The organism is Citrobacter sp. RHBSTW-00881 (assembly GCF_013728515.1).
Taxonomy (GTDB): domain Bacteria; phylum Pseudomonadota; class Gammaproteobacteria; order Enterobacterales; family Enterobacteriaceae; genus Citrobacter; species Citrobacter braakii.
In genome coordinates this window covers 217632-238782 of the sequence record NZ_CP056269.1, presented here as the reverse complement: position 1 = coordinate 238782, position 21151 = coordinate 217632, and the positions used below count along the sequence as shown (strand labels likewise).

Sequence of the window (21151 nt, the reverse complement as noted above, 5' to 3'; positions counted from 1 at the left end):
GATATTAGCCTTAACACGCGGAAGGGTATTATCCGAGGGGCAAAATATGAAGTCACCATTTGGCGGAGGCCATTTTACCGATAGACGGAGAAGAAAGAAGCAGACGTTATAAATAGTTACAGCTGAAACCAAAGAATCACACAAAGGATCAAAATCGGGGTCAAATGTTCAGAAAATCCTTAATATTTGACGTTCAAAACTGGATTACTAATATTAATAACCCGGAGTTTATATTCTTAGCTAAAAATAAGAAACTCACGATAACAGACAAATATGTTACAAAACAAAATATCGCATTAAATGATCATTCGGGCATGAGAATGGGAAGGTGATCATGGTTTCTGATACAACAAATCCACTCCCGAAGAAGAATGAACTCTTCAGAACGTTTATCCCCGATCTCTTTCCGCGGTATCAGATTCCAAATAATACCGGCAAACGCCATCAGCTATATTTTGACCTCTGATAGCGCGCCAGTTTTCTCTTGCTCAAAAGGCTAAGTAAGAGGCGGTCGATTACAGGAACATCCCGCCAGAGACTTCGATACGCTGTGCCGTCATCCAGGCCAGCTCATCGCTGAGCAACGCAGCAATGGCGTCGCCAATATCATCCGGTAACCCAACACGCCCCAGCGCCGTCTGCGATGCAATGTAGGCATTCAATTGCGCATTATCCCGCACGTTTCCGCCGCTAAAATCCGTCTCGATTGCCCCAGGCGCAATAATATTCGCCGTAATGCCGCGCTCTCCCAGCTCTTTCGCCTGATAACGGGTTAACACCTCCATCGCCCCTTTCATGGCAGCGTAAGCGCTGTAACCCGGTAGCGCAAAGCGCGACAATCCGGTCGAGACATTAAGAATGCGTCCGCCGTTGTTGATCAGCGCCAGCAGGTTCTGTGTCAGGAAAAAAGGTCCTTTAAAATGGATGTCCAAAAGCTGGTCAAATTGCGCTTCAGTGAACGCCGGATACGGTGCGTTAATGCCAACTCCGGCATTGTTCAATAAATAATCAAAGGTGTCGCTTTGCCAGTGCGTTTGTAGGGTTTCCTGCACCTGTTTGACAAACTGAGGGAAAGTGGAAATATTTCCGACGTTCAACGGTAATGCTGCAGCTTTACCGCCAGATTGGCGAATTTCATCTACAACCTGCTGCGCTTCTTTTTCATTGTTGTTCCACGTCAGGATGACACCAATGCCTTTACTCGCCAGCTTTAGCGCCGCGTTTTTACCGAGTCCACGGCCGCCGCCGGTCACCAATGCGATACGTTGCGTCATAAGAAACCTCATTTCAGGTGTTGTGAAGATTGAGACAAAGCTTATTAGGTGGTAGAAAAACAATAAATACCGCTAACTGCGCATTACTGTTTCATTTAGAACAACAATAGGGCATGAGAATGGATAAAATTCACGCAATGCAGTTGTTCATCCGCGTCGCAGAACTGGAGAGCTTTTCGCGCGCGGCAGACACCCTCGGACTTCCTAAAGGTAGCGTATCGCGTCAAATCCAGGCCCTGGAAAATCACCTGGGCACACAGTTGTTGCACCGCACAACCCGCCGCGTTCAGCTCACGCAAGACGGCATGATCTATTACGAACGAGCGAAAGATTTGTTGAGCAATCTCGATGAACTGGATGGGCTATTCCATCACGACCCGGCCAGCATCAGCGGCAAGCTGCGCGTCGATATGCCGGTTGGTGTGGCGAGAAATCTGGTGATGCCCCGCTTACCGGCCTTCTTGCATCAGTATCCGGGGCTTGAGCTCGAACTTAGCAGCAGCGACCGCCTGGTAGACTTGATCCGCGAAGGCTTCGACTGTGTGGTACGCGTGGGGACGCTGAAAGATTCAGGGCTGATTGCGCGCCCGCTGGGAAAACTCACGCAGATTAACTGCGCCAGCCCGCAATACCTCGCCCGATTTGGTTATCCGGAAAGCCTGGAGGATTTAGCCTCGCATGCGGTGGTGCACTACTCAGTCAATTTGGGAACACGTGCGCAAGGCTTTGAAGTGGCGACAGACAACGGTGCTAAATGGGTTAAAACCGGCGGCATGCTGACGGTGAACAGTACCGAAACGTATCATGCGGCATGTCTTGCCGGTCTGGGCATTATTCAGGTACCGCGCGTGGGCGTGCGTGATGCCCTGCGCGCCGGTACGCTGATTGAAGTATTGCCGCAATATCGCGCCGAACCATTACCGGTTTCATTGCTCTATCCGCATCGCCGTAACCTCTCCCGCCGCGTACATCTGTTTATGGAATGGCTGACCGGCGTGATGAAAGACTATGTGGACTGACAAGCTATACTGTCCTGAGAATGAACAGAACAAGGATTACTGCCCTGATGACGCAGGAAAAAGAGATTAAACGCCCCATTCAGGAACTTGAGCACGCACCAATCCCAAAAATTGAGACCCTGGAGCGTAAAAATACAGAAACCAACGGTAAGACCAACCAGGCGCTGAAAACCGCCCTGACCTTCGCCGATAAAATTCAACGCCAGCCCATGATTGCCCATCTGATTCGCGCCGCGGAGAGATTTAACGATCGTATGGGAAATCAGTTTGGCGCCGCCATTACCTACTTCTCGTTTCTGTCGATGATCCCTATCCTGATGGTGTCGTTTGCCGCCGCGGGTTTTATTCTCGCTTCGCACCCTACGCTGTTGCAGGATATCTTCAGCAAAATCCTGCTCAACGTCAGCGATCCGACGCTCGCCTCCACGCTGAAAAACACCATCAATACCGCCGTTCAGCAACGCACCACCGTCGGTCTGGTGGGTCTTGCCATCGCGCTCTATTCCGGAATTAACTGGATGGGAAACCTGCGCGAAGCTATTCGTGCCCAGTCGCGGGATGTCTGGGAGCGGACCCCACAGGATCAGGAAAAAATTTGGGTCAAATATCTGCGTGATTTTGTCTCATTGATTGGTTTACTGATTGCGCTGATTGTTACGCTGTCCATTACCTCCATCGCCGGTTCCGCCCAGCAGATGATTATCTCTGCGCTGTATCTCGACGGCATCGAATGGCTGAAGCCCGCCTGGCGGCTGATCGGCCTGACCATCTCTATTTTCGCCAACTACTTGCTGTTCTTCTGGATTTTCTGGCGGCTACCGCGTCACCGACCGCGCAAAAAAGCGCTCATTCGCGGCACGTTTATCGCGGCACTGGGGTTTGAAGTCATCAAAATGATCATGACGTACACGCTGCCATCACTGGTGCAATCGCCGTCAGGCGCGGCGTTTGGTTCCGTACTTGGCTTGATGGCGTTCTTCTACTTCTTCGCCCGTCTGACTCTGTTTTGCGCTGCCTGGATTGCCACAGCGGAATACAAAGACGACCCGCGAATGCCGGGGAAAACCCACCGCTAATCTTTGTTAACTGCCGGATAACGCTGCGCTTATCCGGCCAACCCAATGCTTACGTCGAAATTCTGCGCATTATCAGAATTAAAATCCAGCCCGTAACTTTTGTTTAACCAAAAACCAGTTTTATCATCCAAGTTTTAAATTATGTGAAGCATTTCATGGAAGTGAAATCTCCAGCCTAAAAATTATCCCCTTTTTGCTCTGTTTTTGACCAATCGCAAGGTTTGTTACAGATTGAAATGTCTCTTTTGCTGTGCGTAATATGACCTTTCGTTCGACCAAAAATAAGAAAATATTATGCAAGCAACAGCCACAACGCTCGACAACGAACAGGAACACACCCCGGTCAACTCGCGCAATAAAGTCGTCGTCGCCTCACTCATTGGCACTGCCATTGAGTTCTTCGACTTCTATATCTACGCCACCGCCGCGGTGATCGTGTTCCCCCATATCTTCTTCCCGCAGGGGGATCCGACCGCGGCAACGCTGCAGTCCCTCGCCACCTTTGCTATCGCCTTTGTGGCACGGCCTATCGGTTCTGCTGTGTTCGGGCATTTTGGCGATCGCGTAGGGCGTAAAGTCACGCTGGTTGCCTCACTGCTCACTATGGGGATCTCGACGGTTGTCATTGGCCTGCTGCCGGGTTATGAAACTATCGGTATTTTCGCCCCGCTGCTGCTGGCGCTGGCGCGTTTTGGTCAGGGTTTAGGACTGGGCGGTGAATGGGGCGGCGCGGCGTTACTGGCGACGGAAAACGCACCGCCGCGTAAACGCGCGCTGTACGGATCATTCCCGCAGTTGGGCGCACCTATCGGCTTCTTCTTCGCCAACGGCACTTTCCTGCTGCTCTCCTGGCTGCTGACCGACGAGCAGTTTATGAGCTGGGGCTGGCGCGTACCGTTCATCTTCTCTGCGGTGCTGGTGATTATCGGTCTGTACGTTCGCGTTTCGCTGCATGAATCCCCGGTCTTTGCCAAAGTGGCTGCGGCGAAAAAACAGGTGAAAATCCCGCTGGGTACCCTGCTGACAAAACATGTCCGCGTGACGATCCTCGGCACGTTCATCATGCTGGCGACCTATACGCTGTTCTATATCATGACCGTCTATTCCATGACGTTCAGCACCGCCGCGGCGCCTGTAGGGCTTGGCCTGCCGCGTAATGAAGTGTTGTGGATGCTGATGATGGCGGTTATTGGCTTTGGCGTCATGGTGCCGGTGGCGGGCCTGCTGGCCGATGCGTTTGGTCGTCGCAAGAGCATGCTCATCATCACCACGCTTATTATTCTGTTTGCGCTGTTTGCCTTTAAACCGCTGCTCGGCTCTGGCAATCCGGTGCTGGTGTTCGCCTTCCTGTTGCTTGGTTTGAGCCTGATGGGTTTGACATTTGGTCCGATGGGCGCGCTACTGCCGGAGCTGTTCCCGACCGAAGTGCGCTACACGGGGGCGTCGTTCTCGTACAACGTTTCGTCGATTCTTGGTGCTTCCGTTGCCCCTTACATTGCCGCATGGCTGCAGGCGAATTACGGTCTGGCGGCGGTCGGTACGTATCTGGCATCAATGGCGGCGTTAACGCTGATTGCGCTGCTGTTAACCCACGAAACCCGCCATCAGTCATTGTGATTCTTTGGCTGTAACCACCGTCTGCGGCCTACGTTGAGCATGAAATGTAGGCCGCAGAAGTGAAGCGTTAGCGCCATCCGACAACGGCAAAAATCACTTCTTCATTTGCGACAAAATGGTCCGGCATTGATTAGCGTCTCCTTCAGAAGGTGAAATCAGCGCCAACAAGGCCGCCGCGGGCGTCACTAACGTTGCCAGCGCGGCAGCAACCGCACCGCGCGCAATCAGCGGCCCGGCCTTCACACCGGCCTGCGGATTCTTAAAGGTGCCGCGAACATACAGCGGCGAACGCAGGGTAATAATACGAATGCCTTTGCTCTCCGGATCGATGGTTAAATCCAGTTGCTCCGACGCAAAACTCGCCGTACCAGTGACATTAATGACCGCGTTTTCCGTGTCGAAGGCAAAAATCTGCGGGCGGGCTACGCCGTTAACAATATCCAGATTCGCCGCCGCGCAGTTCACCCGCACCTCGTCATCACCAAATATCTGTCCAACAAGATAGTTGCCCAGATTCAAGCCAACAATTTCCATCAGATTCCGGCTGATCAAACCGTCGTTCATCAGCAGCTTCAGGTTGCCATTGCTGTTACCAAGCAGCGCCGCTACCGAGTTTCCGCTCCCGCTAAACCTGGCGTCACCGTTCATTTCACCGAGCGTTTTCTGCATCAGCTCCACATCCGGCATCAGCGCTTTTAGCTTCAGGCGGCGAGCCCGGATGTCCGCCTGCCCCCGCATCGGCTTTTTATCCCCTTCCAGATGGATGCTGGAGACAATGCTGCCTCCCGCGAGGCCAAATTTCAGCGGCTGCAGGCGCAGGTCGGCATTTTTCAGGATGATATGGGTGGAGAGATCGCTGATCGGCAGGCTACTGCCGTGCTCAATACGCCGTCCTTTGAAACGTACGTCAGCGTCCATCACGTTCCATTTGTCGGTTTCAAAACGGTCATACGGCAAGACCTTGTCCGCGGGCTGGACGCTCTTCTCACCTTTGCGCTGTTCAGATTGTTTGGCCCGCTCGGCCCCTTTGCCTGAATCCACACCGATCAGCGGCCCCAAATCAGCCAGCCTCAGTTGGCGTGACTCAACATCCCCTTTCAGCATTGGGCGCGGCTTACCGGTGGTATAGGCCAGCGTTCCGTGAATATCGCTGTCGCCAATTCGTCCATTAAAATCGCGGTAATCAAAAACAGAGGATTTTTCCGGGTCAATTTTCGCGATCAGATGTCCGTCGGTTTCAAACGGCGGCGTATCCGGGAGCAGCACGCCGGTCAAATCGTACAAATCCCCTAGCGAATCTCCCGAGAATTTAAGCCGCAGATCCGCCCCGCCCATATTCATCGGATCGTTTATCGTACCCATAAACGCCACACGCGTATTACCCGAACGGAAATCAGCCTGAATCGGGAAAGGAGTTCCTTCACCGCGCAGTGCCAGCATTCCGCCTATCTTCCCGCTACCGCTTAGCGGTTCCCCGTTATATCGGCCTTGCGCTTTCAGGCCAAACACGTAGTCCTCAATGTGGGCGTTGCTCTCTTTACTTTTTGCGCCAGTCACTTCGCTAAAGGGCAACGGCTTACCCAGCGGATCGACCAGGATCTCAATCTCTGACTTCGTCACCTTATCGTTAATGGCGATGCGACCTTGGTCGAACAGAATGTTATCCAGCCGGAAAGACCAGGCTGATGGCGGCGCATTGGGATCGCGGTTTTCATCCCCTGCCAGGTTAAAGGTCCAGTTATTGTTTTTCTCCGACAGGCGGATAAGCCGCGCATCGGGTTTTACCAGCTTGATCCACGGGAGCCAGACGGTTTTTGTCAGCAATGCCAGTGGGGCGAGCGTGGCTTCAACGCGCGGGAGATGCACCATGGTGACGTCAGGAATGTCCGGCGGGTTGCCGAGGATGATATCCTCAGCATGAACATGCGGCCACGGAACCCAGCTACGCCAGCCGGTTTCCTGTTTTTGGCGTTCCCAAACCACGCCCAGGTCACCCCGTATGGCGAAGGGCCGGTTGAGTTCTGTAGAGACTTTCTGGTTGATGGTCGGTTTGAGCCGGTTCCAGTCAAATGTCGCAATCACGATGATGAGTACGACGATCAACAACAAGAAAACCCCTATTACTGAAGTGGTTATTTTGCCTGTTCTCGTCATGTTTAACCTCCTTACTTTCTTCCTTGCCTGTCCTAAAGATAGTCCAGCAGAGGAAAAGGAGGCGTTCTACATCCTTATCAAAGCGACAGAATTACGTCTTCAAGGGTATCCAGAGGCACTGGACGAGAGAGAAAATAGCCTTGCGCAGCGAAAGCCGGTGAGTTTTGCACATCACGCCACTCTTCCAGCGTTTCAACGCCTTCGACAATCACACCGCGGCAATAGCGGTTCATCAGCTGTAACAGCAGCGTAAAGAGATTGCGGCCCTCCGGCGTCTGGCGCAGCATGACAAACAGATCCCGCGCCACTTTGATATAGTCGTAACTCACTTCGCTCAGAGCCGAGAAGTTTGCCATTCCGGTACCAAAATCATCCAGCCAGAGCGGGCCAAACTCGCACATTGAGGCGAACGACGAACCTTTCGGCAAGCGGATATGCTCCACCAGTTCAAAGCGCAGCCACGGCAGACATTCGATGATTTTCAGGATTTCGGGATCCTGGCGCATTGCAATCAGCGTTGGCCCGTCGACATTCACGGATGCCAGCAGATCGTGGGCTTTGAAAAACGCCCCTTTTTGTTCAAGCTGTACAAGCTGCTCTTTCACCACATCTACACGATGTCGTACGGCCACTTCGGCGAAATAGCGGTCCGGCGCGATACGTTGGGAGGGGTTTTCAGGATGGCTCACGACGGTCAGCAGCTCAACGGCCATCAGCCGTCCGTTGGTCTGATAAATCGGCTGGTAGGTGTAAGCACGCTCGCACTGCAGCCAATAGCGTCTCTCCTGCAAGTTTTCAATACTCGCATCGAGCGTAATTAGCTACTGGGTAACCTGCTTTATCATCTGAGATGTCCTGTAAATAAGAGTGTGACTGACCGGACTCGTCAAAGGTTATCGGCGCTCAGGCGAAGAACTTTACGTTCAGCCCTACGCAAAATAGAAACTAAGCGGCAAAAAACGACGCAGAACACGTGCTGGCTCAAAAAAATAATGGAACGATGTTTTAATATAGTTGACCACTTACCACCCACAGCGCACACTAACGCTAATTTTTTTCAGAGCAGGTTACGACTATGTCCAGAAAGATTGCCGTGATTGGCGAATGCATGATTGAGCTGTCACAGAAAGGCGCTGACGTTCAGCGCGGATTCGGTGGCGACACGTTGAATACATCCGTTTATATCGCCCGTCAGGTCGATGCTGCGGCACTTTCCGTACACTATGTGACTGCGCTGGGTACCGACAGTTTTAGCCAACAAATGCTGGAATCCTGGCAGAGCGAAAATGTGGATACCTCATTAACCCAACGCATGGAAAACCGCCTGCCGGGCCTCTATTACATTGAAACCGATAGCACCGGCGAGCGCACCTTCTATTACTGGCGTAATGAAGCCGCCGCAAAATTCTGGCTTGAGAGCGAACAGTCCGCCGCTATTTGCGAAGAACTGGCGACATTTGACTATCTGTATCTGAGCGGAATCAGCCTGGCTATTTTAAGCCCGGCAAGTCGTGACAAGCTGCTGTCGCTGCTGCAAGAATGCCGCGCCAACGGTGGAAAGGTCATTTTTGACAATAACTACCGCCCACGTCTGTGGAGCAGTAAAGAAGAGACCCAGCAGGTGTATCAGCAAATGCTGGAATGCACCGATATCGCGTTTCTGACGCTGGATGATGAAGACGCGCTGTGGGGTGAAAAACCGGTTGCCGAGGTGATTGCCCGTACTCACGCGGCTGGCGTACAGGAAGTGGTTGTGAAACGCGGTGCAGACTCTTGCCTGGTTTCCATCGCAGGCGAAGAACTCATCGACGTTCCGGCCGTAAAACTACCGAAAGAGAAGGTTATCGATACGACCGCTGCGGGAGACTCCTTCAGCGCCGGGTATCTGGCGGTACGTCTGACCGGTGGCGATGCCGCTGATGCCGCAAAACGCGGGCACCTGACGGCAAGCACCGTTATTCAGCATCGCGGGGCGATTATTCCTCGCGACGCCATGCCGCAGTAATCTGGCGTTCTGGCAGGCCGGATTAGACGTTAACGTCGCGTCCGGCCTGCAGGTCACGATTCCCTTATTGCACCGGCGGGATGTCCGTCACTTCAGGATGTGATTCATCCGTTTCTACCGACGTTGCCGCGGCGGTAACCGGCGCCATAATGCTATCCCACGTCGCCTGCAGATCCTTCATATTGAATTCAGGTTCACCCTTCGGCTGCAACAGAATTAACGCCATATCTTGCGACAGTTGCTGACGCAGGTCCTGATTCAGCATCTCAACACTCAGGTTGTTCAAGAAGCTCTGACGTAAACGCTGATACTGTTCAGGCGCAATATCTACGACCTGGTTTTGCAGCGAGCGCAAACGCTGGCTGATCAAAATATCGGTATCGGTGCGACCATAGGTGGCAAACAGCTTCTGCAGTTCCAGATTCTTTTGCGCCACCAGCGCATTAAACTCTTCTTCCGGCAGCCCCTTATCGCGCACTTTGGCCAGCTCACGCGCAACCGTGCTGAGGTTCGCGTTCAGCTTACCGTTCGGTGATTCAACGTTAATGGCACATTGCGCGCGCAGGAACAGCACCCGACAGTCAAAGCCAAGGCCAATGTCTTTGGCATTGTTTTTGGTGAGCTCCTGCTGAATGTGCCAGAACAACGCTTCACGGGCTAAATCAGCGCGCCAGTAACGTAACAGCGCGGCAGATTCACGGATCGGCTGCCACGGCGTATCCCACATAATAGACAGGCGATCCTGACGTACCGCATCGGTCATTATGCTTACGGCCTCTGCACGCAGCGGAGAGAGCGTGGGTACCGGCGCAGGCGTTTCGCGTTTACCTTTTAATTCGCCGAAGGTTTTATTGATTTGATCAGCCACGCTGCGCGCATCTACGTTACCGACGATAATCAGCGTCATCGCATCCGGGGTATACCATTTCTGGTAGAAGGACTGGATTTTCGTCGCATCAACAGGCGTTTTGAGCGGATCGGCAGGATCGTGACCCAGCAGCGTCGATCCCTTCAGACGATAGCGCCACCATCCCTCTTTGGTATCTGACGGCCAGGTTGCAACCATATCTTCGCTACTCAGCGCATGATTGACCGATTCAGGGGTGATGCTCAGATTACCGGAAATATTCGCCAGATAAGAAAGTGACTCTTTCAGCAGATCGTTGCGGCTGTTAGGCAGACTGAGGTTATACAGCGTGGAATCATAGGAAACGATAACGGGCGGCATGGGACGACTGGGATCGAACCCCTGCTGCCACAGAGAACGGGCTTGCGTAGCATCGAGGCCACCGCTTTGCGTCAGCGCGATACGCGGGATCGCATGGCTGAAACCACTCTGTTGTGTACTTTCGGTGAGTGAACCGGTATTGACCAGCAGGCGAACCTCAATACGGTCGCTGGGGCGCTGGGGAGTGGCTAAGACTTGCCACTGTAAACCATTTGCCAGCGTGCCCTGTTGCCACGCCGGGTCAGGCTGGAGCGCATCTGCCTGCACATAGCCGGCAGTGGCCATCATCAGCAAGCCGCCCGCTAAAAGTCGAATTTTTGTGCCCTGCATGTGAACCCCTGATCAACTATCCTGGAAATAAAAAGACAGCCCGCGAGAGGACTCTCTGAATATGACGTTAAAAACACTTCGTGTTAGACCGCAAGAACATAAAAATGTCACGGAGGAAGTGAAAAAATCCCGACGCCGCCGAATCGGCGGTTTCAGGCACAGGGGTTAATTATGCGCAAACGCCCGCAGTCCTGGAAGGGACTACGGGCATAAGTGGAGAGATTAAGAGGATATTTCGTGCGTTTTGCCATCCGGCGCACGATTATTCAGCACATCATCCAGCTTTTTATGGTCCAGTTCTTTCACCCATTTCGCTACTACAACAGTTGCCACACCGTTACCGACCAGGTTAGTCAGCGCACGGGCTTCAGACATAAAGCGGTCAATACCGAGAATCAGCGCCAGACCAGCAACCGGTAAATGGCCCACAGCGGAGATAGTCGCGGCCAGAACAATGAAGCCACTCCCGGTCACACCCGCAGCACCTTTTGAAGAGAGCAGGAGCACCACCAGCAGGGTTATCTGATGGAAAATATCCATATGGCTGTTGGTGGCCTGAGCGATAAATACCGCCGCCATCGTCAGATAGATTGATGTCCCATCAAGGTTAAACGAGTAGCCCGTGGGTATAACCAACCCGACTACCGACTTGCGACAGCCCAGTTTTTCCATCTTATCGAGCATACGCGGCAGCGCGGACTCGGAAGAAGAGGTACCCAGAACGATCAGCAGTTCTTCACGGATATAACGGATGAATTTGAAAATGCTGAAGCCGGTTGCGCGCGCAATCGAGCCCAACACCACAACCACAAACAGAATACAGGTGATGTAGAAACAGATGATCAACTGACCCAACTGCACCAGCGTCCCGACGCCATATTTACCGATGGTAAAGGCCATGGCACCGAAAGCACCGATCGGCGCCAGGCGCATGATCATGTTGATGATGCCAAAAATAACCTGCGAGAAGCTTTCAATCACGTTGAAAATCATCTGGCCTTTGCTACCTAAACGATGCAGCGCAAAACCAAACATAACCGCAAACAGCAATACCTGCAGGATGTTGCCACTAGCGAACGCGCCAATGACGCTACCCGGGATAATATCCATCAGGAAGCCTACGATCCCCTGGTCTTTTGCCTGTTCGGCGTAAATCGCAACCGCTTTGGCATCCAGCGTCGCCGGATCGACGTTCATACCGGCACCGGGTTGCACCACGTTGACGATGATAAGGCCGATGATCAGCGCAATCGTACTGACAATTTCAAAATAAAGCAGTGCAACCGCACCGGTGCGGCCTACGGCTTTCATACTTTCCATGCCTGCAATGCCGGTCACGACAGTACAGAAGATGACAGGTGCGATGACCATTTTGATGAGCTTCACGAAAGCATCACCAAGTGGCTTCATTTGGGCGCCTAATTCAGGGTAGTAATGGCCAAGGAGGATACCTATGGCAATTGCTGTCAGGACCTGAAAGTAAAGGCTTTTGAATATAGAGGTTTTCATAGGGTGTCCTTAAAGTAAAAACCACAGGTCTTGTAAGGTTTTGTTTAACCTGCGGCCTTAAAGTAACACCCACACAACATGACAGAAATGCGCCTGGATCATAATTGATACAGAAATGTTAAAAATTTTGAGCTGGCTCGCACAAGCGAGACCTTTTTTAACTTTTGTAATCAGCGTTTTTCGGCGTCAGATAACGTTCTTCGAAGATATTCGCCGGAACCGGCCGGGCAAACAGGAACCCTTGTGCCACTTCTACCCCCGCTTGTGATAACCATTCGCGTTGTGCTTCGGTTTCGACGCCCTCAGCGATCATCTGCAAATTGAGGCTATGCGCCAACTGAATGATGGCGGAGATCATGCTGCAATCTTCAGGGACGCCATCAACAAACATCTTATCAATTTTGAGTACATCCACCGGGAGCGACTTCATGTGCTGCAGCTGCCGCAGGCCCGCATAGCCCATACCAAAATCGTCCAGCGCGATACGCACGCCCGCGTTGCGCAGCGGGCGTAAAATAGCCACAGCGGCGTTAGGATCATCAATGTGCCGGCTTTCGGTCACTTCCAGAATCAACGTCCCAGGCTTGATGCGATAGCGGTTTAGCAACTCCAGCAGATCCGACACCATACTCGGATGCATCAGCTGTAGTGCAGACAGGTTCACCGAGAGCGGCAGCATCAGGCCGCGTTCCTGCCAGGCTGACAGCTGGCGGCATGTCTCCTCCAGCACCCAGTAACCGACCGTCACCATCAGGCCACAGGACTCAATCCTGTCGATTAACCCTTCTGGCAGCTCCCAGCTTCCGTCTGGCTGCTGCATTCGCAATAATGCTTCTGCGCTCAATACCTTACCGCTGGACATCTCCACCTGCGGCTGCATCCAGAGCGCAAACTGATGGTTATCCAGCGCGGTAAGAATATCGTTCTCTTCCGTCAAACGCTGTTGCGCCTCTTCCATCTGCAACGGGTCAAAGAACTGAATCCGGTTTTTACCCTTGTGACGCGACGTTAACACAGCTGAGAGTGCGCGGTGGTAAAGCTGTTCTGCGGTCAAGTCGCCATTAAACATCGCCACCCCAATGTTACAGGTTGGACGGAGTTGAATGCCCTGAATCGGTAATCGCTCGTTAACGATAGTGAGCACTTGCTGACCTAGCGTAATAGCGTGCCAGGGTTCTTTCACACCATGTGCGATGATGGCAAAGTCATAGCCGCTCACCTGGGTAAGCACCATTCTGGGGGCCAATACTGACTTCAGCTTTTCAACCAGCGTAAGCAGCAGGATTTCCCGCTGGGTCTCGGATAACACACCCGCGGTATCACGCAGAGTTTCGCAGGTGACAATCATCAACGCCGTAGTCTGCTGACGATTCACAACCTGCTCCAGCAGCGCCATCAGAAACGACTTGTTGGGCAGCTCAGAAACCGGGAACCGCATTGAATGGTCGCTTTGCTCTTCACTGCGGCGCTGAATCAGTTGCTGATTGAGGTTGTAGCTACGCACCAGCAGGCCAATCTCGTCGTCCTGATGCAGACGCGGCAATGCCAGCTGATAGCCAATCAGATCCTGCTGGGGAATGTCGTTCAGCTCACGCGCTATTTTACGTAATGGATGCAAAATCAATCTGTTAATACACCATGAGATGGCTACCGAGAGTATTAACGAGAGAAGTAAGTAAATGGTCACTAACGTTGAGAGCATACTCATCACGAACTTGTACATACGGTACGAATCCGCCTGCAGCACCAGATACGCCAGCGGTTGCGGATTCGCTGAACGCTCAAGAGAATAGACCGGCAGCGAAATTTGTACCGGAAGTTCAAACAGGCGAGTCACCGTAACCGGAACCGGGCGTTCAGGAATAAAGCTCATCCGCAGCGCCTGAAACTGATTGGGAAGTACCACATCGGCGCGGCTGACCACGCCTGCTGGTCGAATACTTCTTAAAATAGCTTCTGCTTCGGGAATATCCCCTTTCAGGATCGTGCCCGACAGAGGCTCACGGACGGAGCGAGCGATACTTTCCAGTTGCGTAGCCGTGTTGTAGCGATTCTGCTGGACCAGATGGAACAACAAAACGGTGCAAAAAATAAACACAAACACCATGACAACGGCCGCAACCATTGCCATCTGCTTAATTGTTAACGAGCGACTGACACGCAAACTGACTCTCCACGGATAGACGAAACTGCCGTCAGAGTATACCCGATCGTAGCGGTATTAAGAGAGGCGGTATCTGAAAACTTCCCAGCATGCATTATCCCGACAGGATAGGCACCTGGCGACGAGATTTATCTGCATTTAAGCCGAAAAAGGCCGCAAGGTTTCCCCCTGCGTCCTGGTTCGGGCGCATGTTGCCATCACGGCAGACAGACGCCCGCAAGGTGCATTACTTCCTGTTACGCAGCCAGCTCACAATCAGGCTGGCAATAATGCCAGCGATGATCGGAGCCGCTAAATCGTGCCAGAAGGCCACGCCTAACTGTGCGAGCGTCATATAGCCGCCTGTGTTGCAATGGCAACTGTTCACGGCTATTCTTGAGTTGTTCAGGTTCAAGTTAGCCCCCGTTTTGTTGCCAGGTTTATACCGAACAACGTGCGGGGGTTTTCTCTTTCCAGCAACCGATGCCGCCGGGGATCAAGCCCCCGCAACATTGCGCCTCACCGGGAATTACCGGCTTGCCGCAGATTCTACGGTAGCCCTCTTGCCATATCACTGCGCAATACACGGCTCTGCGTAGCGCCTCGCATTTCACCTGTTTTCTCACCATTACGCTGGAAAGATTCTTGCCAGTTGGCAACATTCCTGCCGCTCTTCAATACTGAAAAAGACATATCTCATTGATATCTATGCCTTCATTTTCTGGCACAGCGATTGCTATTTGACTGTGAGCTGTTCTGTTCCGAATCAAAGGAGATATCATGTCTGACTGTCGTACTTACGGATTCAACACCCAGATCGTTCACGCGGGGCAACAACCCGACCCTTCAACTGGCGCGCTCAGTACGCCTATTTTCCAGACTTCAACGTTTGTTTTTGACAGCGCCGAACAAGGTGCCGCCCGCTTTGCGCTCGAGGAGTCCGGGTACATTTACACCCGTTTGGGTAACCCCACCACCGATGCGCTGGAGAAAAAGCTGGCGGTACTGGAAAGAGGTGAAGCCGGGCTGGCAACCGCATCCGGTATTTCTGCCATCACCACCACGCTGCTGACGTTGTGCCAGCAGGGCGACCATATCGTTTCCGCCAGCGCAATTTACGGCTGCACCCACGCGTTTTTGTCGCACAGCATGCCGAAGTTTGGGATTAACGTCAGCTTCGTCGATGCGGCAAAGCCTGAAGAAATCCGCGCCGCCATGCGCCCGGAAACCAAAGTAGTGTATATCGAAACGCCCGCTAACCCGACGCTGTCGCTGGTCGACATTGAAACGGTAGCCGGTATCGCCCATCAACAAGGCGCATTGCTGGTGGTGGATAACACCTTTATGTCACCGTACTGCCAGCAGCCTTTACAGTTAGGCGCGGATATTGTGGTACACAGCGTCACTAAATATATCAACGGTCACGGAGACGTGATTGGCGGGATCATTGTTGGTAAGCAGGAGTTTATTGACCAGGCGCGGTTTGTTGGTCTGAAAGATATCACCGGCGGCTGCATGAGTCCTTTCAACGCGTGGCTGACTCTACGCGGCGTTAAAACACTGGGTATACGTATGGAACGCCACTGTGAAAACGCATTGAAAATCGCCCGCTTCCTCGAGGGGCATCCATCCATTACCCGCGTTTATTATCCTGGCTTATCTTCACACCCGCAGTATGAGCTGGGCCAGCGACAGATGAGCCTGCCAGGAGGAATTATCAGCTTCGAAATCGCCGGCGGCCTCGAGGCTGGCAGACGGATGATCAATTCTGTAGAATTGTGCCTCCTCGCGGTCAGTCTCGGTGATACCGAAACCCTCATTCAGCACCCAGCGTCTATGACACATTCGCCCGTTGCGCCAGAGGAACGGCTTAAAGCAGGTATTACCGACGGGCTTATCCGTCTTTCTGTGGGTCTTGAAGATCCAGAAGATATTATTAACGACCTTGAACACGCCATCAGAAAGGCAACATTCTGACCATTATGACCTGAACCGACGCCGATCGGTTCAGGTTGTTGAGAATCAAGGCACAACAGTCTGGTAATACGCGCAATCCTGTTTCGGGGAGAGCGCGTATTTTGGGCAGGGGGTTCTATGCAGGACGACACATTACAACTAAGCAACAATACAGCAACCACCGTACCATTCTCAAAGAAAATACCGTTTACGAAATACGACTTTGGCTGGGTATTACTGTGTATCGGTATGGCAATTGGTGCTGGAACGGTACTGATGCCGGTACAAATAGGCTTAACAGGCATTTGGGTATTTATCGTCGCCTTTATTATTGCCTATCCAGCAACCTATATTGTGCAGGATATTTATTTAAAAACATTATCAGAAAGTGAAACTTGTAATGACTATACCGATATTATCAGTCATTACTTGGGAAAAAACTGGGGTGTATTTCTTGGCGTCATCTATTTTTTGATGATTATTCACGGCATATTTATCTATTCCTTATCCGTGGTTTTTGACAGTGCCTCATATATCAAAACCTTCGGCTTAACCGATGCCGATCTTTCACAATCGATAATCTATAAAGTGGCCATTTTTGCCGTGCTGGTGGCCATTGCTTCCGGGGGAGAAAAGCTGCTGTTTAAAATCTCCGGCCCGATGGTGGTAGTCAAAGTGGGGATCATCATCGTGTTTGGTTTTGCGATGGTTCCGCACTGGAACTTCTCTAATATCAGCGCATTCCCTGAAGCATCGGTCTTCTTTCGCGACGTGCTGCTGACCATCCCATTCTGCTTCTTCTCGGCGGTGTTTATTCAGGTATTGAACCCAATGAACATCGCCTACCGCAAACGGGTAGCGGACCGGGTTCTGGCCACCCGCATGGCAATACGCACGCATCGCATCAGTTACATTACGCTGATTGCGGTCATTCTGTTTTTCTCATTCTCTTTTACCTTTTCTATTAGTCATGAAGAGGCCGTTTCGGCCTTCGAACAAAATATTTCCGCACTGGCGCTGGCAGCGCAAGTCATTCCTGGCCAAATTATTCATATCACCTCAACGGTGCTAAATATCTTCGCCGTATTAACCGCATTCTTTGGTATTTATCTGGGGTTCCACGAGGCGATTAAGGGTATTATTCTTAATGTTCTGAGCCGCGTTATTGATGTGGCGAAAATTAATCCCCTGGTGCTTACGCTGGGTATTTGCACCTTTATTGTTATCACCCTGGTGATCTGGGTGTCATTTCGTGTATCGGTACTGGTGTTCTTCCAGTTGGGTAGCCCACTTTACGGGATTGTGTCGTGTATTATTCCGTTTTTCCTGATTTATAAAGTAACGCAACTGGATAAACTACGCGGGCTGAAAACCTGGCTAATCCTGTTGTACGGGATCCTGCTGTGCCTGTCGCCATTATTGAAGCTGATTGACTAATCCGTTTACAGCGCCGTCAGTGACTGACGGCGCTTAACTCACACTCTCCAGTTGATAGCTGCGAATTTTATTCAGTACCGTGGTATGTGACACCCCCAGCGCTTTAGCGATATGCCGCGACGACACATTCTCTTCCACCATCTGTTCAATAAGCTGGCGTTCAGCACACAAAACCTGTTCTTTAAAAGGACGCTCTGTCGGCGTCAGCTCAACGGCAGGCAAATTCACCATCCCTAATTCTTCCCGCGTAATGACATCGGATTCCGCCATCAGCATCAGGCGAATGATGGTATTTTCCAGTTCGCGAACGTTTCCCGGCCAGGTGTGATGATGCAGGGTATCAAAGCAGGCTTTATCCAGAATGATCCGTCGTTGGAATTCCTTCGCGTATTTCTGCACAAAGTGGCGAATCAATAGGCTGATATCCTGCGGGCGCTCCCGCAGGGGCGGAATGGTCAGTGAAAGTACATTGATGCGGTAATAGAGATCGGCGCGCAGCAGACGTTGTTCCACCATCTCTTCCAGATTGGCGTTGGTTGCCACAATAATGCGCACATTGACCGGAATAATTTGCGCCCCGCCAACGCGACGGATCCCGCCATCCTGAAGTACGCGCAGTAATTTAGCCTGTAAGCTCAGCGACATTTCACCAAATTCATCGAGAAAAAGGGTGCCTTTATCGGCCATTTCAAACAGCCCTTTTTTGCCTTTACAATCTGCACCGCTAAAAGCTCCTTTCTCATAGCCAAAGAATTCACTCTCCATCAACGACTCAGGTAGCGCAGAGCAGTTGACAGGAATAAACGGATAAAAACGTCGCTGCCCGGAATTATGGATAGCCCGGGCAAGCAGTTCTTTGCCAGTACCCGTATCGCCGCGGATCAAAACGGTATATTTGCTGTCGGCAATTTTTATCGCCTTTTCGATAAGCGAGTGCATGCTCTGGCTGCTACAAATAATGTCAGAGAAATAGCGCGGGCGTTCCGGCTCAGGCGTTGACAGTTCGCTTATCTCTTCACACAGGTAAGCGACGTTAATAATATCGGCGCGCCGGCCTAAACAGGATTGCACGCAGGAAATATCCTGTAACTGGCGGCACCAGGATTTAATCAGAATCCGTCCAGGCGTGACTTTCATAGAGATGATATTGATATCGCAGCAGGAAAATTCCTTCAGGACATCCTCAACCATCGACAGACGATCAATTGTTTTAATATCCCAGCGTATCGTGACCACATTTGCTCCTGACAGTTAGCAACTGCGAAATAGATATTTCTGTGACGAGAGGAAATCTGACTACATTTTAGACGCTGTGGAATAATGTTCTGCCAGAGGACTCACATTGTGGACGTAAAAACAAAATATAAAAAAACCGGAGCACAAGGCTCCGGTTATCAGGTCATAACCCACGTTTATTGCTGTGGATTTTCATCCTGGTCAACAGCGAAACAGGCCACGAGTTGTCCACCGTAATCCTTCAACTGCGGCTGAAGCTGGGTACACGGACCAAAACGCCGACGGCAGCGGGCATTGAACGCACAGCCCGGCGGTGGATTCAGCGGGCTTGGCAGCTCACCGGTCAGCTTGATACGCTCGCGGCGATCGTCCGGGTTCAGGCGCGGCGTCGCAGAGAGCAGCGCCTGCGTATACGGATGACGCGGATTATTGAAGATCTGATCCTTCGTTCCTTTTTCCACGCAACGGCCTAAATACATCACCATCACCTCATCGGCAATGTGCTCTACCACCGACAGGTCATGCGAGATAAAGACGTATGACAGCCCCAGTTCCTGCTGCAAGTCCATCATCAGGTTCAGCACCTGCGCACGAACAGAAACGTCCAGCGCCGAGACCGGTTCGTCGGCGATCACCACGTCTGGATCAAGCATCAGCCCGCGAGCGATGGCAATACGCTGACGCTGACCGCCGGAGAACATGTGCGGATAGCGGTCGTAGTGCTCGGTTTTCAGCCCCACTTTCGCCATCATCGCCAGCGCTTTTTCACGACGCTCCTCTTTACTTAGCGTGGAGTTGATCAGCAGCGGCTCTTCCAGAATCTGCCCTACTTTCTTGCGCGGGTTCAGGGAACCGTACGGGTTCTGGAACACAATCTGGATTTTCTGCCGGCGCAGCTTCTGCGCCTGCGGGTCGTGCTTAAGCAGATCCTGCCCCTGATAATACAGCTCACCGCCGGTCGGGACTTCAATCATCGTCAGCAGGCGACCAAGGGTGGATTTCCCACAGCCCGACTCGCCTACCACCGCCAGCGTTTTGCCGCGTTCCAGGGTAAAGGAGACGCCGTCCAGCGCTTTCACCAGGCGTTCCGGGGCGAACATCCCCTTCTTCACCGGGTAGTGTTTTTTCAGGTCAATTGCCTGCAACAGCGGCTGTGGCAAAGCGGCCTTTTGCGTACTCATAGCCCAGGCCTCCCGGCATCATCAAGTGGGTAGTGGCATTTCGACTGACGACCGCCTTCCAGCAGGTTCAGTTCAGGTTCTTCAGCGCGGCATTTGTCAGTCGCATAGGGGCAGCGCGGGTTCAGTAAACAACCGGTCGGGCGGTCATATTTACCAGGCACCACGCCCGGCAACGAAGCCAAACGCGCTTTATCCTGAGCGAACTCCGGCAACGCGCGCAGCAACGCCTGAGTATACGGATGACGCGGCGCGCGGAAAATATCCTGCGCGGCCCCGGTTTCCACTACCTGCCCGGCGTACATCACAATGATCTTGTGCGCCGCTTCGGCCACCAGCGCCAGGTCGTGCGTGATTAAGACCAGCGCCATGTTCTCTTTTTGCTGCAATTCCAGCAGTAGCTCGATGATCTGCGCCTGAATGGTCACATCCAGCGCCGTTGTCGGTTCGTCGGCAATCAACAGCTTTGGACGACAGGCAATCGCCATCGCGATCATCACGCGCTGGCTCATCCCACCGGACAACTGGTGCGGATAGACATCCAGACGCGAGGCCGGGTCGGGGATCCCCACCAGCGTCAGCAGGTCAATCGCCCGCTGAATACGCGTTTTTTTGTTGCCGCCCTGGTGCACCTTAATGGCTTCCATAATCTGGTAGCCGACGGTGTAGCACGGGTTAAGGCTGGTCATCGGGTCCTGGAAGATCATCGCCACTTCCGCGCCCACTAACTGGCGACGCTCTTTCTCAGAGATGCGCTTCAGGTCACGACCATTAAACTCCAGATTTTCGGCCATAACGCGACCTGGGTAGTCAATCAGTCCCATAATCGCCAGCGAGCTGACGGACTTACCAGAGCCGGACTCCCCTACAATGCCAACCACTTCACCCTGGTTCACGCTGTAACTAATGCGGTCTACGGCACGGAATTCGGACCCCACATCGCCGAAGTGCACCGATAATTTATCTACATTTAATAACGCCATCTCGAA

Annotated in this window: 16 protein-coding genes; 6 read left to right on the top strand and 10 right to left on the bottom strand. The window is 52.4% G+C overall.

Annotated elements, in window-relative coordinates; genetic code table 11:
• Positions 1 to 515: 515 nt before the first annotated feature.
• Positions 516 to 1274, bottom strand: a complete 759-nt coding sequence (locus HV311_RS01135; RefSeq protein ID WP_191220623.1) for an SDR family NAD(P)-dependent oxidoreductase — start codon at positions 1272 to 1274, stop codon at positions 516 to 518.
• A gap of 119 nt (positions 1275 to 1393) precedes the next feature.
• Here HV311_RS01135 and HV311_RS01130 point away from each other — a divergent pair, with 119 nt between their 5' ends.
• The 3 genes from HV311_RS01130 (at position 1394) to HV311_RS01120 (ending at position 4986) form a co-directional block, all read left to right on the top strand.
• The gene (locus HV311_RS01130) at positions 1394 to 2293 is read left to right on the top strand and encodes a LysR family transcriptional regulator (protein WP_016157706.1); all 900 of its coding nucleotides are present in this window, start codon (positions 1394 to 1396) and stop codon (positions 2291 to 2293) included.
• A gap of 47 nt (positions 2294 to 2340) precedes the next feature.
• Positions 2341 to 3369, top strand: coding sequence for an inner membrane protein YhjD (gene yhjD / locus HV311_RS01125; RefSeq protein WP_016154892.1), 1029 nt, complete (start codon positions 2341 to 2343; stop codon positions 3367 to 3369).
• 294 nt (positions 3370 to 3663) lie between these two features.
• Positions 3664 to 4986 (top strand): MFS transporter, encoded by a 1323-nt coding sequence (locus tag HV311_RS01120; RefSeq protein WP_003023312.1) that lies wholly within the window; start codon positions 3664 to 3666, stop codon positions 4984 to 4986.
• Positions 4987 to 5079: 93 nt separating this feature from the next.
• Here the strand turns inward: HV311_RS01120 and HV311_RS01115 are convergent, their stop codons facing one another.
• The gene (locus HV311_RS01115) at positions 5080 to 7140 is read right to left on the bottom strand and encodes an AsmA family protein (protein WP_191220622.1); all 2061 of its coding nucleotides are present in this window, start codon (positions 7138 to 7140) and stop codon (positions 5080 to 5082) included.
• A gap of 77 nt (positions 7141 to 7217) precedes the next feature.
• Positions 7218 to 7958 carry a cyclic-guanylate-specific phosphodiesterase gene (gene pdeH, locus HV311_RS01110; RefSeq protein WP_191221176.1) on the bottom strand — a complete coding sequence of 247 codons (741 nt, stop codon included), beginning with the start codon at positions 7956 to 7958 and terminating at the stop codon, positions 7218 to 7220.
• A 257-nt stretch (positions 7959 to 8215) separates the two neighbouring features.
• Between pdeH and HV311_RS01105 the strand changes: the two genes are divergently transcribed.
• Positions 8216 to 9145, top strand: a complete 930-nt coding sequence (locus HV311_RS01105) for a sugar kinase (protein ID WP_016157709.1) — start codon at positions 8216 to 8218, stop codon at positions 9143 to 9145.
• A 64-nt stretch (positions 9146 to 9209) separates the two neighbouring features.
• Here the strand turns inward: HV311_RS01105 and HV311_RS01100 are convergent, their stop codons facing one another.
• The 4 genes from HV311_RS01100 to HV311_RS01085 all read right to left on the bottom strand — a co-directional run bounded on the left by HV311_RS01100 (position 9210) and on the right by HV311_RS01085 (position 14710).
• Positions 9210 to 10703 (bottom strand): M16 family metallopeptidase, encoded by a 1494-nt coding sequence (locus HV311_RS01100; protein ID WP_016157710.1) that lies wholly within the window; start codon positions 10701 to 10703, stop codon positions 9210 to 9212.
• Between the two features lie 222 nt (positions 10704 to 10925).
• The gene (gene dctA / locus HV311_RS01095) at positions 10926 to 12212 is read right to left on the bottom strand and encodes a C4-dicarboxylate transporter DctC (RefSeq protein ID WP_003023301.1); all 1287 of its coding nucleotides are present in this window, start codon (positions 12210 to 12212) and stop codon (positions 10926 to 10928) included.
• Positions 12213 to 12369: 157 nt separating this feature from the next.
• Positions 12370 to 14376, bottom strand: coding sequence for a biofilm formation regulator HmsP (gene hmsP, locus HV311_RS01090; RefSeq protein ID WP_191220621.1), 2007 nt, complete (start codon positions 14374 to 14376; stop codon positions 12370 to 12372).
• A gap of 226 nt (positions 14377 to 14602) precedes the next feature.
• Entirely contained in the window at positions 14603 to 14710 is a 108-nt protein-coding gene (locus tag HV311_RS01085) for a type I toxin-antitoxin system toxin Ldr family protein (RefSeq protein WP_016154898.1), read from the bottom strand.
• 425 nt (positions 14711 to 15135) lie between these two features.
• Here HV311_RS01085 and megL point away from each other — a divergent pair, with 425 nt between their 5' ends.
• Together megL and HV311_RS01075 are read left to right on the top strand one after the other, a co-directional pair.
• Positions 15136 to 16332 carry a methionine gamma-lyase gene (gene megL, locus HV311_RS01080; protein WP_003023295.1) on the top strand — a complete coding sequence of 399 codons (1197 nt, stop codon included), beginning with the start codon at positions 15136 to 15138 and terminating at the stop codon, positions 16330 to 16332.
• Between the two features lie 117 nt (positions 16333 to 16449).
• Entirely contained in the window at positions 16450 to 17748 is a 1299-nt protein-coding gene (locus tag HV311_RS01075) for an amino acid permease (RefSeq protein ID WP_191220620.1), read from the top strand.
• Positions 17749 to 17781: 33 nt separating this feature from the next.
• On the opposite strand, the gene HV311_RS01070 is transcribed toward HV311_RS01075, so the two are convergent.
• The 3 genes from HV311_RS01070 to dppD form a co-directional block, all read right to left on the bottom strand.
• Entirely contained in the window at positions 17782 to 18984 is a 1203-nt protein-coding gene (locus HV311_RS01070) for a sigma-54 interaction domain-containing protein (protein WP_016157713.1), read from the bottom strand.
• 176 nt (positions 18985 to 19160) lie between these two features.
• Entirely contained in the window at positions 19161 to 20165 is a 1005-nt protein-coding gene (gene dppF, locus HV311_RS01065; protein ID WP_003827418.1) for a dipeptide ABC transporter ATP-binding subunit DppF, read from the bottom strand.
• Positions 20162 to 21145, bottom strand: coding sequence for a dipeptide ABC transporter ATP-binding protein (dppD, locus tag HV311_RS01060; protein WP_019078085.1), 984 nt, complete (start codon positions 21143 to 21145; stop codon positions 20162 to 20164). Before dppD ends, dppF begins: the two co-directional genes overlap by 4 nt.
• Positions 21146 to 21151: the final 6 nt, after the last annotated feature.